Raw genomic sequence first — 14,061 nt, forward strand, 5'->3', positions numbered from 1 at the left:
CGTGCTTGCGGTGGGAAGGGTGAGGGGAGTGGGGCTGGGATCACCTGTCCCAACTACCCCTCACCCTTCCGTCGCCTAAGGCTCCTCCCTACCTCTCCCCAGAGGGGCGAGGGACTTAGTGACGCCAGCGCGTTCCCGCGCTAAGGGCACGCCATGTCCAAACTCCCCGTGGTCGCAATCGTCGGCCGCCCAAATGTCGGCAAGTCGACTCTGTTCAACCGCCTCGTCGGCAAGAAGCTCGCGCTGGTCGACGACCGGCCCGGCGTCACGCGTGACCGCCGCGAGGGTGATGCGTCGCTTATCGGCCTCGAATTCCGCATCATCGACACCGCCGGCTACGAAGATCACGACGCGCAGACCCTGCCCGGCCGGATGCGCCAGCAGACCGAAGCCGCCGTCGAGCAGGCCGACGTCGCCCTGTTCCTGTTCGACGCGCGCGCCGGTATCGTCCCGCTCGACGAAGAGATCGCGCGCTGGCTGCGCACCGCCGACGTTCCCGTTCTTCTCGTTGCCAACAAGGCCGAAGGTCGCGCAGGTGAAGACGGTATTCTCGAGTCGCTCGCACTAGGCTTCGGCGATCCGGTCCAGCTGTCGGCCGAGCACGGCGAAGGCATGGGCGACCTGTTCGAAGGCCTGCTTCCGTTGCTCGAAGGCAAGGAAGAGCCGCCCGAGGAACAGCCCGACAACGAATATGAGGGCCCGCTGAAGCTCGCGATCGTCGGCCGCCCGAACGCAGGCAAGTCGACGCTCGTCAACCGCATTCTCGGTGAAGATCGCATGATCACCGGCCCCGAAGCCGGCATCACCCGTGATTCGATCAGCGTCGATTACGACTGGCATCCGACCGGTGGCGAGGCGCGGAAAGTGCGCCTGATCGACACGGCAGGCATGCGCAAGCGTGCCAAGGTGCAGGACAAGCTCGAGAAGATGTCGGTCGAGGACGCGCTCCATGCGGTCGACTTCGCCGAAGTCGTCGTGCTGCTGCTCGACGCGACGTTGGGATTGGAGGCGCAGGATCTTCGCATCGCCGACAAGGTGCTGCAGGAAGGCCGCGCCCTCGTCATCGCGCTCAACAAATGGGATATCGCCGAGAGTGCATCGTCGCTGTTCAACGGCGTCAAGCGGGCGCTCGAGGATGGCCTCAGTCAGGTCAAGGGTGTCACCGTGATGACCGTGTCGGGCGCGACCGGCAAGGGCATCGACCAGTTGCTGCAAGCGTGCTTCGACACGCGCGACGCATGGTCGAAGCGCGTCGGCACCGGCGAACTCAACCGCTGGTTCGAGCGTGCGATCGAGGCGACCCCGCCGCCAGCGCCCGGCGGCAAGCGCATCAAGATGCGCTACGTCACGCAGGTCAAGACACGTCCGCCCAGCTTCGTCATCTTCGGCACCCGCGTCGATCAGCTGCCAGCAAGCTACGAGCGGTACCTCGTCAATTCGATGCGCAAGGATCTGGGCTTCGGAGCGGTTCCCGTCCGGTTGATGTTCCGCGCGCCGAAGAATCCGTACGACGACGGCAAGGGCGGCGGCGGCCACTAGGCGTAGTGTCGGGCGTGGTCCGTATCGACGCCAGGAGCATGCGCTGCCCCTGGCCTGCGGTGCGGCTCGCCCGCGCGTTGCGGGACGGTGCCGCCCGCGTCGAGGTGATAGCGGACGACCCTCAAGCCCCGGCCGAACTCGCGGCGGTTGCGGCGTCCGCCAATGCCACAATAGAAATCGTTTTGGATGTATCTATTTCAATCTTTGTCGTAACTTTTCGTTAGTATCACAACACTGTGTTTACCTAGGTTATGTATGATACAGCTCTGACCTTCATGGCGCTATTTGCTTAACGGGAGAAGGCGACAGTGGCGTTCGAGGGAAGCACCCTGATCAATTGGCCCGCGTTCGTGCAGGCGCGCAACGAACTGGGCGCGGGATTTGGCCGCATCCTCGGATATTTTCGTGAGGACGGCGTGAAGTCGGTTGCCGCGATCGAGGCGGCGATGCGCGCGCTCAATGCGGCGGCGATGGTGATCCCCGCGCATACGCTGAAGGGTGAAGCGCGGCAGTTTGGGGCGGAGCCGCTTGCCGATCTCGCGGAGGCGATCGAGGCGATTGCGCGCGATTGCCTGGAAATGCAGGATACGCCCGACGAGGCGCTTGAGCATATTGTCCGGTTGCGGCCGCTGTTTGTCGAGACGCTGACGCTGCTGGAGCGCGAGGCTAATCCGGTTGCAGTTCGCAAGCCCGTTGCGGGCGGTGGGTTCGGGCGTCGTGCCGTACCGACCGGGTTCGGCGGGGAATAAAATCGTCGCCAGATTGGCGGACAATGCAGCCCTGTCATCCCACCTTTCAGCGAGATGACAGGGGGGTGGATCAGCCCTTCAGATACGGAGCCGCGCCAGCCTTGGGCGAATCATGTTCCGAGATCGAGTTGAGCTGGATGTAGTTGTGGATGCCCATCCGCGCGATCATCTCGAACTGGCGCTCGAGCGTGTCGACATGCTCTTCCTCGCTGGCGAGGATGCGGGCGAACAGGTCGCGGCTGATATAGTCCTTGACCTCTTCGCAGTACGAAATGGCACCCTTGAGCTGGACGGTGGCCTCGACTTCGAGCGCCAGATCCGACTTCAGGACCTCCTCGACGGTCTCGCCGATGCGGAGGCGGCCGAGCAGCTGGAAGTTCGGCAGGCCATCGAGAAACAGGATGCGCTCCGACAGCCAGTCGGCGTGCTTCATCTCGTCGATCGATTCCATCCGCTCGTACTGGGCGAGCTTGTAGACGCCCCAATGCTCGAGCATCCGGTAATGGAGCCAATATTGGTTGACCGCGGTCAGCTCGTTCTTGAGCGCCTCGTTCAGGAATTCGATTACTTGGGGGTCGCCGCGCATGGCCATATCTCCGTCACCTCTGACAGACATGTAGCGGGCTGACACAGATTAGCACAACCCCAAAAAATGGCAGTTTTCCGCGCTTTTTTAGCTGTTGCGACGCTTATGCAGCGGCGCGTTCCTCGTCGATAATCGCTCGCGCTATCGACGTGCACTGGCCGCATTTGGGTTTCCGGCCCATCGAACGGAAGGCCTGGCACGGTGTAGTGCAACCGCCGCGTGCGCAGTTGCGAACGTCGGATTCTCGTATGGCATTGCAAACGCAGACGACCATGGGAACTCCCTAGCTGTAAGCATGGGATACGGATAATGCGAACCACTCGCAAGCCCTTTTGCGTCTTATTCGCAAATAGCGTCATCGGCTGATCGTGAACGCCGAACCGCGCATCGGCTGCCATCCGAACCGTGAGAGGCTGCGCCAAAGCCATTCGAGCGGACCGTAGCGGAAGCGGTCTAGCCACGGCTTCGACCAGAGTAGCATCAGCAGCCAGATCGGCACGACGACGAGGTATAGCTGGGCGCGGGAGAGGTCGCCGTACAGTCCGAAGCCGTAGCCGTAGAAGATGGTCGTGCAGATCAGCGTCGTGCCGAGATAGTTGGAGAACGCCATCCGGCCTGCCGCGGAGACTCGGGTCGTCAGCCAGCCGCCGGGTCGTGCGAGCAGGATGATCGCGGCCACATAGCCGATGATCGTGAGCGGCCTCAGCGGGGTCGCAAGCGCCAGCCACGACAGGGCGACGTACCGTGCGTCGAACCCGTGGGCGATGTCGAAGGTCGCGATGGCGGCGTAGGCGGCCCAGCCGATCGTGACGCCGGTGACGGCTACGACGGCATAGCGCTTTCTTGACCAATTGCCGGTCAGGAAGCCGGATCGCAGCCCGGCCATGCCGAGCAGCATGAAGCCGAGCGTTTCCGGGCCGGTGGCGGTCAGCGACATCGGCCCGACCGCGTGTTGCCAGCGCCACGCTACCAAATCGCTCCATCCGCCGCGCCCGATGGCCAGTTCGCGCGCGACGCCGGCGGGGGAGGGCTGGCCGAATTGATCCGCCAGCGATTGCCAGTTGGCGATGATGCGCGCCGGCGCGCCGGGCCGGTGCGCGGCGGCGTGAAGGTCGAACGTGTAGGCGACGAGCGTCGTCAGCTCGACCGTCTGGAGCGCGATGCAGGCGAGCCCCACGCCGATCAGCCAGCGGACCGGCAACCGCGCGAACATGTACGCGATCGCGCCGACCAGCGCGTAGTGCGCGAGGATGTCGCCCCACCACAGAAGGTACAGGTGTGCGATGCCGAAGACGAACAGCCATGCCATGCGGCGCAGGTGGACGGTCGCCGGGTCTTCGCCATTCGCCTCGGCCCGATCGATGACCAGCAGCATCGACGCGCCGAACAGGAACGAGAACAGCCCGCGCATCTTGCCGTCGATGACGATGAAGGTGGTGGTCCAGGCGATCAGGTCGGGCGTGCTCGGCGCGCCCATCGAGGCGGGGGTCATGTAGGCGAATTCGGGGAAGCCGAATGCGGCGATATTGGCGGCGAGGATGCCCATGACGGCGACGCCTCGGATGAGGTCTAGCGTGGCGATCCGGGTGGGGGCGGGGGTCATGCGGAACGCCGGAAGTGCACGATGTGCAGACGCTGGTGCAGCATTTCGCGGGGGCGTTGCGCTGGTTGGAATGCGGGGCTTTCGACGCGGGTAATCGTCGTCGCGTCGGCGCAGGGGAGGACGTCGAGCGCGCCCGTTTTGGAGGGGGTGGGGGTCATGCGAGATGCCGGAAGTGCACGAAGTGCAGACGCTGGCGCGGTATTTCGCGGGGACGTTGCGCTGGTCGGAATGCGGTGCTTTCGACGTCGGTAATCGTCGTGGCGCGGGCGCGGTGAAGGACGTTGAGCGTGGCCATTTTGGAGGGGGCGGGGGTCATGCGTAATGCCGGAAGTGCACGAAGTGCAGACGCTGGCGCAGTATTTCGCGGGGCCGTTACAGGGGTTGGGCCAGGAGATGGTCGCGTTTGGCTGCACTTTAGGAGCGGACGGGGTTGGCTGGGTCGGACGGTGCTGGGCGGCACTCGATCGACGCTTGGGTTCGGGCTCGGCGTCTTGGTAGCGCGGCAGGAGAGTAATGCGGTCATGGTTCGACGCTGGCATATCGCGGTGGTGTAGGACAGGGCGCTTTGACGGGTGTCTTAGGTAGCGTGGCGTGTCGTTTTGGTGGGGCCGCTATCCGGTCGGTGAACTGCGCCGCATGTCGTTTCTGCGCGATGCCTTGCCGCGCCTCGCCTGTTGTTCTTCGAGCGCGCTCCGCCTCTCCCGTTACCCTAGCGGAAGCCAGGGAATTCTTGTTGGCGAGCGCTTTGGCCCGATGCCGGAGATCCCAGCTTTCGCTCGAATGACGGAGGGGGGTGGCCAAGCCCTACTTTAGCTCGATCGGACGACATCTCTTGCAACCTTGTTCTCCCGCGAAGGCGGGAGCCCAGACTGGGTCCCCGCCTTCGCGGGGAAACATTCTGTGGTTTGAGGTTGCTCCCTTACCCCGAAGAAGAACCACCCCGGCGGAGGCCGGGGCCCAGTTGGCGAGCGGCGATGATGAGCGCGGTGCTCCGTTACCTCGGCCTTCCCAACTGGGCCCCGGCCTTCGCCGGGGTGGCGTCCGTGGGGGCAGGCAGTTGCACGCAACGGTAGCCCGCAGCAGGCTGCGTTTCAGTTCGCCCGCCGCCGCGTTGCCTTAAGCCAGCGCGGCATCGACCCCCATCAGCTTCGGGAAGAACCCCTCGTGCGCCGTCCGCAGCGTGTCGAGCGCGATGACGTCGTCGCGGTCGGGGCGTTCGAAGATCAGGCGCTTGCCGCCGGTGCGACCGAGCGGCTCGGCCTCGACGTCCGCGGCGTGTGCTGCGCCGAGGAAGTCGAGCAGCGAATGGTCGTCGACCGTCACGATGTAGACGCCCTGGTCCTCCGCGAAGAACGAGCGCGCGCAGTCGAAGGGCTGCTTCCGGTCGATCATCGCGCCGATGCCGCCGGCCAGCGCCATCTCGGCCAGCGTCACCGCGATGCCGCCGTCGGACACGTCGTGCACCGCGGTCAGCTGGCCCAGCGCGATCGCTTCACGGATCAGGTCGCCGACGCGGCGCTCTGCGGCCAGATCGACCGGTGGTGGCGGGCCGGCGTCGAGCTGTTCGCGGCCGTGGCACTCGCGCAGCCAGAGCGACTGGCCGAGATGGCCGCCGCGCGTGCCGACGGCGAGGATGATGTCGCCCGAGCCCTTGAACGCGATCGTCGCATTCTTCTGCCAATCCGCGAGCAGCCCGATCGCGCCAATCGCCGGGGTAGGCAGAATCGCCGAGCCACCACCGGTCGCCTTCGATTCATTGTAGAGCGAGACGTTGCCCGAGACGATCGGGAAGTCGAGCGCGATGCAGGCGTCGCTCATGCCTTCGAGGCAGCCGACGATCTGGCCCATGATCTCGGGGCGCTGCGGGTTGGCGAAGTTGAGGCAGTTGGTGACGGCGAGCGGCAGCGCGCCGACCGCGGTCAGGTTGCGCCACGCTTCGGCGACCGCCTGCTTGCCGCCCTCGACCGGGTCGGCGAAACAGTAGCGCGGCGTGCAGTCGGTGGTCATCGCCAGCGCCTTCTGCGTGCCGTGGACGCGGACGACCGCGGCGTCGCCACCGGGGCGTTGCACCGTGTCGGCGCCGACCATGTGATCGTATTGCTCCCAGATCCAGCGGCGCGAGGCGATGTCCGGCGAGCCCATCAACGTGAGCAGGTCGGCGGCGATGTCGCTGCTATGCGGCGCGTTGGCGAGCGGCGCAGGCTTCGGCGTCGGGACGTGCGGGCGATCGTAGAGCGGCGCTTCGTCGGCGAGCGGCCCGAGCGGGATGTCGCAGACGGTCTCGCCCTTGAACGTCAGCACCATCCGGCCGGTGTCGGTGACGCGGCCGATCACCGCGAAATCGAGCTCCCATTTCTTGAAGATCGCCTCGGCCTCGGCTTCGCGGCCGGGCTTCAGGACCATCAGCATGCGCTCCTGCGATTCCGAGAGCATCATCTCGTACGGCGTCATGCCGGTCTCGCGCTGCGGCACGTCGTCCATCGTCAGCTCGATGCCGACGCCGCCCTTCGACGCCATTTCCACGGCCGACGAGGTGAGGCCCGCCGCGCCCATGTCCTGGATCGCGACGATGACGTCGGTCGCCATGAGTTCGAGGCAGGCTTCGATCAGCAGCTTCTCGGTGAACGGATCGCCGACCTGGACGGTGGGGCGCTTGGCGTCCGAATCCTCGCCGAAATCGGCCGACGCCATTGTCGCGCCGTGGATGCCGTCGCGGCCGGTCTTGCTGCCGACATAGACGATCGGATTGCCGATACCGCTGGCGGCCGAATAGAAGATCTTGTCCTGGTCGGCGATCCCGACGGTCATCGCGTTGACCAGGATGTTGCCGTCGTACGCGCTGTGGAAGTTCACTTCGCCGCCGACGGTCGGGACGCCGACGCAATTGCCGTAGCCGCCGATGCCGTGGACCACGCCCGAGATCAGGTGGCGCATCTTGGGATGATCGGGGCGGCCGAAGCGGAGCGCATTGAGGTTGGCGATCGGCCGCGCGCCCATCGTGAAGACGTCGCGCAGGATGCCGCCGACGCCGGTTGCTGCGCCCTGATAGGGCTCGATGTAGGACGGGTGGTTGTGGCTCTCCATCTTGAAGATCGCCGCCTGGTTGTCGCCGATATCGACGACGCCGGCGTTCTCACCGGGGCCGCAGATGACGCGCGGGCCCTTGGTGGGCAGCTTCATCAGGTGGATCTTGCTGGATTTGTAGCTGCAATGCTCGGACCACATGACCGAGAAGATGCCGAGCTCGACCATGTTCGGCTCACGGCCGATGGCGCGCAGGACGCGCTCATATTCTTCGGGGGACAGGCCGTGGTCGGCGACGATCTGCGGTGTGATCTCGGTCATGGGGCGGGCTTTAGCGGGGTGGGGGGCGTCCGTCACCCTATGCGGACCACGACAATGTGGTTTGGGGTCGTAATTATCCCGCTTATGGTTTGGCGGCGCGCAACGTTTCGTTGATCCGCGACTGCCAACCGGGTCCGCTCGCGCGAAATCTTTCGAGCACGTCGTTGTCGAGGCGTAGGGAGACGAGGGACTTGCCAGAGGTTACGGAGCCCTTTGGCCTACCGCGTGGTCTGCTGCCGTTCGGAAACGCCGCTGCCAATTCCGGGAAGTCTGCGATCGGCCGCGACCGCGCAAAATCGGCTTCGGTCCATTCGGGATTGTCGTCATCGAATACGACCTCCGGGGTATCACCAGCCATGACGGCGCAACTCCTTAGCATGAGCGCGGCGCAGGTTGATCACGCGGACGGCTTTACCGCGGATCGTCACCGCCGCGCAGTGAGGGATACCGTCGATCGTGCCGTACAAACGGTAGCGATCTTCCGCAAACCGCGTGTCCTCGACGATTATGACGCCAGCAAGTTCGACCGCGCGGGCGAGCGATATGCCGTGCTTGGCAATGTTCGCTTCGTCCTTGACCGGATCGAACTCGGTATCCACGAATTATTTGTAGATACGTTTTATTCGGAATGCAAGTCCGCCGAGTTGGCGGTCAACCGTAGGGCGGTTGTGTGTAGCCCTTGGGGCTCAGCGTGAAGATGTCGCAACCCGTCTCGGTGATCCCGATCGAATGCTCGAACTGCGCAGACAGCGAGCGGTCGCGCGTGACGGCCGTCCAGCCGTCGTCGAGCAGCTTCACGTCGGGGCGGCCGATGTTGATCATCGGCTCGATCGTGAAGATCATGCCCGGGCGAAGCTCGGGACCGGTGCCAGGCTTGCCGACATGGACGACTTCGGGGGCGTCGTGGAACAGGCGGCCGACGCCGTGACCGCAGAAATCGCGGACCACGCCGTAGCGGTGCTTCTCGGCATGGCGCTGGATCGCGTTGGCGACGTCGCCCATGCGGTTGCCGGGCTTGGCGTGCTCGATGCCGATCATCAAGCATTCGTAGGTGACTTCGACGAGGCGGCGCGCCTTGATCGGTACGTCGCCGATCAGGTACATCCGGCTCGTATCGCCGTGCCAGCCATCGAGCAGAGGCGTGACGTCGACGTTGACGATATCGCCCGATTTCAGCGTCTTCTCGCTCGGGATGCCGTGGCAGACGACGTGGTTGATCGAGATGCAGACGCTGTGCGTGTAGCCGCGATAGCCGAGCGTCGCGGGGACGCCGCCGCCGGCGACGATGAAGTCGTAAATGAGGCGGTCGATCTCGGCGGTGGTGACGCCCGGCACCATGTGCGGCACGATCATGTCGAGTGTCTCGGCCGCGAGCCGGCCCGCCTTCATCATGCCTTCGAAGGCGGCGGGGCCGTGTAGCTTGATGGCGCCGGTGCGCGCGTCGGGCTGGTCCGAGGTGACGGTTACATATTCGGTCATGCCACGCGATATAGCGTGGCGGGCGCGGTTTTGCGAGGCTATGCGAGGGGCATGACAGACGAACGCATCTGGACCGCCGCGCTGACGATTATCGGCGACGAGATCCTGTCGGGCCGCACGCAGGACAAGAACGTCGCGCAGATCGCGGCCTGGCTCAACGTGCAGGGCATCCGCCTCGCCGAGGTGCGCGTGGTCGCCGACAAGACCGAGGCGATCGTCGAGGCGGTCAACATCTTGCGCGCGCGCAACGATTACCTGTTCACGACTGGCGGGATCGGGCCGACTCACGACGACATCACCGTGGACGCGATCGCCGAGGCGCTGGGCGTCGCGGTCGAGCATCATCCGCGCGCGATGGCGGTGCTGGAGGCGTATTACGCGACACGCGGCGGGCTGACCGAAGCGCGCGCAAGGATGGCGCGAGTACCGGTCGGGGCGGACCTGATCGACAACAAGGTGTCGGGCGCGCCGGGGATCCGGATCGGCAACATCTTCATCATGGCGGGCGTGCCGCACATTACCGCGGGGATGCTCGATGCGCTGACGGGGACGCTCGAGGGCGGGCGTCCTGTGGTCTCGAAGACGATCGGCTGCTGGGTCGCGGAGAGCGAAGTGGCGGATATCCTGCGCGATGCGGAGAAGACACACGAAGGTGTCGCGATCGGCAGCTACCCGTTCTTCCGCGACGGCAAGACCGGTGCGAATTTCGTCGTGCGGAGTTCGGACGAGGCGCTCGTGGATCGGTGCCTCGCGGACCTGACGCGCGATCTGGAAGCGACTGGACGGGTGGTTGCTGCGCAGGGCATCTAGCGCGGACTGATTACTGCGGCGGGTTCATGCGCCCCATTCGGGACCCTCGGGGTCGGGATAGAATGTGTCGGGGTCGAACGACGCCGGGCCGGATCTCGGCGGCGTGGGCGCTTCGAGATCCGGCAGTGTCGGCGCGCCGCCGCCAAAGCGGATGCGGACATACCCGTAATTGCCGACCAGGGCCTGGAATATGGCGACATGCTCCTCCTCCTGCATGCGTCGCCCGATCAGCGGGGCACGTTCGGCGGAAAGATAGCCCATCTGCACGCCGCGCCCGCTGAACACTGCCACCGCATTCGCATCGTGCGGGTTCTTGGGTTCGCGGCGGAGTTCGACCGGTTCGCCGGGCGCGCAGAGCAGCAGTTCCATGCGGCGGTTGCTCCTGCTCCGGTCCGCGTTCGGAAAGTCGATGCCGACCACGTTGCACGTCAATTCGTCCATGCCGCGTGATAGCCTGGTAACTGCCCACGCGTAAGGCGTGGCGCAAAGTCGCCGCGGACCCAAATGTCGAACACGCCGCCGATTTGCTTTTCGGAAGGAGCGCTAGTGCAGCGGGGAATGGACCTCCTGACCTGCAGTGCGATTGCAGGGGCGTGGCTTGAAAAGCGTGGATATGCCTTGACCTTTGCCATCCGATTTTGGACCGAGAGGTGTAAAGCGCTGTTGTCTAAACGCGCACGCAATGCGGATCCTGCCCACAATGGCGGGATGATCGACCGCTTATAGCCCCTGCCATCGCAGCGGGGCAGGCAGGTCCATGGCTGCGTAGTCGATCTGGAGCACGCGTCGACGACGAGGTGGATCGGCCGCGCGTGAGCCGTGGACGATCGGCGTCGCGTAGAGCCAGACGTCGCCGCGGTTCGCGAGGCACTCGCGCTCGCCGTGCTCCTCGACGACGTGCTTGATGCTCGTCTCCGGCAGGCGACCGAGCCGGTGGGATCCGGGCACGATGCGGAGCGGGGCATTCGTGGCGTCGACCGGGTCGAGGTGGACGCGGATCGTGACCATCCGCTCCAGGATCGCGAAGGGCGGTTCGACCTGGATAAGGCCGGCCTTGATCGTCCAGGGACCGAACCCGTCGGCGTCGGCACGCCGCTCGACGACGATCGTGCGATCCTGATGCCATCCCAGCGCCCAGTTCCGGGCCGCCGTCTTGTCGAACAGCACGGCTCGAACGGCGCGCACGTCGGGGCCCAACGCCGCTGCGGCTATGCGGCCGATGGGACCGTCCACCGCGAACATGGCGCGCAGGGCAGGGGCGGACCCGATCCTTACGCCCGGGACGTCGCTCGGTAGGTCTGCGATGGCCTGTTCGATCGAAAGGCATGCAGCGGTATCCAAGGCACGCGCAAACATCTGCGCGCCGTCGTCTTCGAAGCGTAGACCGATTTCCCGCGACTGGGCCTGCGGGGGCATTGGATCAGGCCGGGGGATTGCCCGACCCGTTATTGAGTGCGGCGGGGTGTTTGTGGGTATCGGTGGCAGAGGTTCGGGCAGGCGTTGCATCCACGCTGCTGCCGGCGAGCATGCCGTTCAACGAACTGCCGGTCATCCCGAGTTCCGCCATCAGGCCATCGATCAGCGGGCCACCGACGCGGTAGCGCATCGCGGCCGCCACCGCGGCATCGGCGAGATTGCCCTGGCCACCGCCAGATGCGCCGTCACCCCCGCCGTCACCGTGTAGCCCCCGGGCATCGAGGATGCTGATCTTGTCGATATTTTCCATCGGCTTGCTCGCCGCGGCGATGATTGCGGGCAGTGCTTCGAGCATCGCGCGGCGGATCAGCAGCGCAGTCTGGGCGTCGCTCAGCAGGTTGGTCGCCTCGTTGAGCGATGCCTGACCTGCCGCGTCGACCTTGAATGCTGCCTCGCGACCTTCCGCGCGCGCCTTCTCGGCATCGGCTTCGGCAGTCGCCTCGGTGCGCAGGGCACTGGCGCGGGCTTCGGCGGCTTCCTTCTCGGCGGTTGCGGCGACGGTGATGCCGACCGCCTCTTCCTGCGCACGCTGGGTGGCGGCGATCACGGCGACGTTCTTGTTGCGGTTGGCGATCTCGGTTGCCTTTGCCGTGGCGACGCTTTCCTCGGCTCGAACCGCGAGTGCGCGCGCTTCGTTGGCGGCGGCAGTGGCGGTCGATTCCTCTTCGGACTTCTGCGCGGTCTGCACGGCCGTCGTAATGCGCGCGATCTCGATGGTGCGGTCGCGCTCGATGGTCGCGGTCTGGATCGCGCCGTCGCGGGCGATGGTTGCGGTCTGAATGACCTTGTCGGCTTCGGTCTGCGCGACCGTCTGCGCCTGGCCGGCGGTGATGCGGGCGATCTCGGCGAGGCGGGTCTGCTCGGCCTCGGCGGTGGCGATCGCGGTGGCCTGTTCGGCGCGGCGGGCCGACAGCGTCTGCTCCTGCGTCAGGCGTGCCTGCTCGGCGGCCTGCGCGATCTCGAGCGACTGGTTGTTGGCGTCGAGGTTACGCTGCTCGATCTCGACGCGGTTGGTGGCGACGATGTCGTTGCGGATCTTCTTGCGCTCCTCGATCGTCCGCGTGAGCACGGTCAGCCCCTCGGCATCGAACGCGTTGTTCTCGTTGAAATGCTCGAACGCGGTCTGGTCGAAATGTGTGATGCTGACGGACTCGAGCTGGAAGCCGTTCATGTCCAGATCGGTCATCAGCGCCTCCTGCACCTTCTGAATGAAGTCGGCGCGGTTGGCGTGGAGGTGCTCCATCGTCATCGTCGCAGCGACCGAGCGCAGCGCGGACACCAGCTTGCCGTCGAGCAGCGACTTCACCGCGTCGGGGCTGTTGACCGAATCGCCAAGCGTCTGTGCAGCGGCGGCGATCGATTCCGCGTCGGGCTTTACCTTGATATGGAACAGCCCGACGACGTCGACCCGCAGCTTGTCGAGCGTGATCAGCGCATCCTTGTTCAGGCGCGAGACCTCCAGCTTCACGGTCGTCAGGCGGACCTGCATCAGTTCGTGGAGCACGGGGATGACCATGATGCCGCCGTTGAGCACGACCTTCTCGCCGCCGAAGCCAGTGCGGATCAGCGCCACGTCCTTGGTCGCGCGGCGGTAGAGCCGGGTCAGGATGATGCCGATCACCACGAGTGCGAACAGGACGATACCGGCGTAGATCAGGACGTTCAGAAGCTGTGCGGGCATGAAACCCTCCCCGGTTATGCGTTGGTTAGATCGGCCGCAGAAGCGCGTTGGCTTCGGGCAGTGCGTAGAAGAGTTTGCCGTCGCGGCGGACGATCAGCGCGGTCTCGCCGGCGGCGATCGCGTCGGCCTCGTCATGCGGCTCGACCATGATGAAATGCGCCTGGCCGTGCTGGTCGACGATCTTTGCGCGGGCCGGCGATCCGCGGCGGGCGGTGCCTTCGAGGATCGTGCCGCGGCGGCGCAGGAAATCGTCGGTCGAGATCACGCTGGTCTCGAAGCCGGGCATGATCCGGGCGAGGCCGTTGGCGGCAAGCGTGTTGAGCAGGCTGCCGGCGATCAGCGCGCCACCCGAGGCCAGGCCCCATTGAAGCGGACCGCCGATCAAGGCGGTCGCGCCCTGCTGGATGGCGATCCCGGCCAGCGTGAAGCAACCAAGCAGCGAAGTCAGCCAGATCAGGATCGGCAGTTCATGGCCCAGCCCAAGCCAGTCGAGCACGCCGCCATCGGCGTCGGCATGGACGTCCGCGTGGAGATCGAGATGGCCGAGCCCCAGACCGATCGCCTCGATCAGCCCGATCCCGATCATGATGACGAACGCGATCGCGAAGGGCGCGTAGGCGGGCGTCAGGAAGATCGCGAACATCGGCCGTAACGCTGGTGAGGACTCTGGTTCTGCATGGGCGAACGGGTAGCGGACAGACGACAACGCTTCGTTACGAAACGCCGGCCGATCCGGTCTTTCCACTCCATGCGTCGCTACTCCCCGGAGCGAGGCTAGCTCTACGCCGAGGCG

General features: G+C 65.5%; 17 protein-coding genes. 5 read left to right on the forward strand and 12 right to left on the reverse strand.

Annotated features, from left to right (window positions below):
• Positions 1-153 precede the first annotated feature (153 nt).
• The 3 genes from der (at position 154) to AC1MH0_RS17490 (ending at position 2,288) form a co-directional block, all read left to right on the forward strand.
• A complete protein-coding gene (gene der / locus AC1MH0_RS17480) occupies positions 154-1,539 on the forward strand; it encodes a ribosome biogenesis GTPase Der (RefSeq protein ID WP_056062647.1) in 1,386 nt (461 codons plus the stop codon).
• A gap of 14 nt (positions 1,540-1,553) precedes the next feature.
• Positions 1,554-1,763 carry a sulfurtransferase TusA family protein gene (locus tag AC1MH0_RS17485; protein WP_480963801.1) on the forward strand — a complete coding sequence of 70 codons (210 nt, stop codon included), beginning with the start codon at positions 1,554-1,556 and terminating at the stop codon, positions 1,761-1,763.
• Between the two features lie 84 nt (positions 1,764-1,847).
• Positions 1,848-2,288: an Hpt domain-containing protein gene (locus AC1MH0_RS17490; RefSeq protein WP_136189710.1), complete on the forward strand. Its 441-nt coding sequence runs from the start codon at positions 1,848-1,850 to the stop codon at positions 2,286-2,288.
• Between the two features lie 70 nt (positions 2,289-2,358).
• On the opposite strand, the gene bfr is transcribed toward AC1MH0_RS17490, so the two are convergent.
• The 4 genes from bfr to AC1MH0_RS17510 all read right to left on the reverse strand — a co-directional run bounded on the left by bfr (position 2,359) and on the right by AC1MH0_RS17510 (position 4,635).
• Entirely contained in the window at positions 2,359-2,874 is a 516-nt protein-coding gene (gene bfr / locus AC1MH0_RS17495; protein WP_056486959.1) for a bacterioferritin, read from the reverse strand.
• A 103-nt stretch (positions 2,875-2,977) separates the two neighbouring features.
• Complete coding sequence (locus tag AC1MH0_RS17500) at positions 2,978-3,148, reverse strand: (2Fe-2S)-binding protein (RefSeq protein WP_082441433.1); 171 nt, start codon at positions 3,146-3,148, stop codon at positions 2,978-2,980.
• 81 nt (positions 3,149-3,229) lie between these two features.
• Complete coding sequence (locus AC1MH0_RS17505; protein WP_480963802.1) at positions 3,230-4,477, reverse strand: DUF418 domain-containing protein; 1,248 nt, start codon at positions 4,475-4,477, stop codon at positions 3,230-3,232.
• Complete coding sequence (locus AC1MH0_RS17510; protein WP_480963803.1) at positions 4,474-4,635, reverse strand: hypothetical protein; 162 nt, start codon at positions 4,633-4,635, stop codon at positions 4,474-4,476. The genes AC1MH0_RS17505 and AC1MH0_RS17510 overlap by 4 nt, the downstream gene beginning before the upstream one ends.
• 5 nt (positions 4,636-4,640) lie before the next feature.
• Here AC1MH0_RS17510 and AC1MH0_RS17515 point away from each other — a divergent pair, with 5 nt between their 5' ends.
• On the forward strand, positions 4,641-4,799 hold the full coding sequence (locus AC1MH0_RS17515; RefSeq protein ID WP_480963804.1) for a hypothetical protein: 159 nt from the start codon (positions 4,641-4,643) through the stop codon (positions 4,797-4,799).
• A 794-nt stretch (positions 4,800-5,593) separates the two neighbouring features.
• Here AC1MH0_RS17515 and purL read toward each other — a convergent pair.
• The 4 genes from purL to map form a co-directional block, all read right to left on the reverse strand.
• Positions 5,594-7,822, reverse strand: coding sequence for a phosphoribosylformylglycinamidine synthase subunit PurL (gene purL, locus AC1MH0_RS17520; protein WP_480963805.1), 2,229 nt, complete (start codon positions 7,820-7,822; stop codon positions 5,594-5,596).
• A gap of 82 nt (positions 7,823-7,904) precedes the next feature.
• Entirely contained in the window at positions 7,905-8,180 is a 276-nt protein-coding gene (locus AC1MH0_RS17525; protein WP_480963806.1) for a BrnA antitoxin family protein, read from the reverse strand.
• Positions 8,170-8,421, reverse strand: coding sequence for a BrnT family toxin (locus AC1MH0_RS17530; protein WP_480963807.1), 252 nt, complete (start codon positions 8,419-8,421; stop codon positions 8,170-8,172). The genes AC1MH0_RS17525 and AC1MH0_RS17530 overlap by 11 nt, the downstream gene beginning before the upstream one ends.
• A 52-nt stretch (positions 8,422-8,473) precedes the next feature.
• Positions 8,474-9,301: a type I methionyl aminopeptidase gene (gene map / locus AC1MH0_RS17535; protein WP_107962952.1), complete on the reverse strand. Its 828-nt coding sequence runs from the start codon at positions 9,299-9,301 to the stop codon at positions 8,474-8,476.
• Positions 9,302-9,352: 51 nt separating this feature from the next.
• Here map and AC1MH0_RS17540 point away from each other — a divergent pair, with 51 nt between their 5' ends.
• Positions 9,353-10,111 (forward strand): competence/damage-inducible protein A, encoded by a 759-nt coding sequence (locus AC1MH0_RS17540; RefSeq protein ID WP_480963808.1) that lies wholly within the window; start codon positions 9,353-9,355, stop codon positions 10,109-10,111.
• A gap of 24 nt (positions 10,112-10,135) precedes the next feature.
• Here the strand turns inward: AC1MH0_RS17540 and AC1MH0_RS17545 are convergent, their stop codons facing one another.
• From AC1MH0_RS17545 to AC1MH0_RS17560, 4 genes are all read right to left on the reverse strand, one after another.
• On the reverse strand, positions 10,136-10,552 hold the full coding sequence (locus AC1MH0_RS17545) for an HIRAN domain-containing protein (RefSeq protein ID WP_480963809.1): 417 nt from the start codon (positions 10,550-10,552) through the stop codon (positions 10,136-10,138).
• 279 nt (positions 10,553-10,831) lie between these two features.
• A complete protein-coding gene (locus AC1MH0_RS17550) occupies positions 10,832-11,452 on the reverse strand; it encodes a phytanoyl-CoA dioxygenase family protein (RefSeq protein WP_480963810.1) in 621 nt (206 codons plus the stop codon).
• Between the two features lie 79 nt (positions 11,453-11,531).
• The gene (locus AC1MH0_RS17555; protein WP_480963811.1) at positions 11,532-13,268 is read right to left on the reverse strand and encodes a flotillin family protein; all 1,737 of its coding nucleotides are present in this window, start codon (positions 13,266-13,268) and stop codon (positions 11,532-11,534) included.
• Positions 13,269-13,293: 25 nt separating this feature from the next.
• Entirely contained in the window at positions 13,294-13,911 is a 618-nt protein-coding gene (locus tag AC1MH0_RS17560; RefSeq protein ID WP_480963812.1) for an OB-fold-containig protein, read from the reverse strand.
• Between the last annotated feature and the right edge of the window lie 150 nt (positions 13,912-14,061).

The sequence above is a fragment of the Sphingomonas sp. AP28 genome (genome assembly GCF_056680455.1).

Coding starts and splice junctions, on each gene's coding strand:
- AC1MH0_RS17500 (WP_082441433.1), bottom strand. CDS start 3,148: ATGGTCGTCTGCGTTTGCAATGCCATACGAGAATCCGACGTTCGCAAC.
- AC1MH0_RS17510 (WP_480963803.1), bottom strand. CDS start 4,635: ATGACCCCCACCCCCTCCAAAACGGGCGCGCTCGACGTCCTCCCCTGC.
- AC1MH0_RS17505 (WP_480963802.1), bottom strand. CDS start 4,477: ATGACCCCCGCCCCCACCCGGATCGCCACGCTAGACCTCATCCGAGGC.
- AC1MH0_RS17560 (WP_480963812.1), bottom strand. CDS start 13,911: ATGTTCGCGATCTTCCTGACGCCCGCCTACGCGCCCTTCGCGATCGCG.
- purL (WP_480963805.1), bottom strand. CDS start 7,822: ATGACCGAGATCACACCGCAGATCGTCGCCGACCACGGCCTGTCCCCC.
- AC1MH0_RS17545 (WP_480963809.1), bottom strand. CDS start 10,552: ATGGACGAATTGACGTGCAACGTGGTCGGCATCGACTTTCCGAACGCG.
- map (WP_107962952.1), bottom strand. CDS start 9,301: ATGACCGAATATGTAACCGTCACCTCGGACCAGCCCGACGCGCGCACC.
- AC1MH0_RS17555 (WP_480963811.1), bottom strand. CDS start 13,268: ATGCCCGCACAGCTTCTGAACGTCCTGATCTACGCCGGTATCGTCCTG.
- der (WP_056062647.1), top strand. CDS start 154: ATGTCCAAACTCCCCGTGGTCGCAATCGTCGGCCGCCCAAATGTCGGC.
- AC1MH0_RS17525 (WP_480963806.1), bottom strand. CDS start 8,180: ATGGCTGGTGATACCCCGGAGGTCGTATTCGATGACGACAATCCCGAA.
- bfr (WP_056486959.1), bottom strand. CDS start 2,874: ATGCGCGGCGACCCCCAAGTAATCGAATTCCTGAACGAGGCGCTCAAG.
- AC1MH0_RS17540 (WP_480963808.1), top strand. CDS start 9,353: ATGACAGACGAACGCATCTGGACCGCCGCGCTGACGATTATCGGCGAC.
- AC1MH0_RS17515 (WP_480963804.1), top strand. CDS start 4,641: ATGCCGGAAGTGCACGAAGTGCAGACGCTGGCGCGGTATTTCGCGGGG.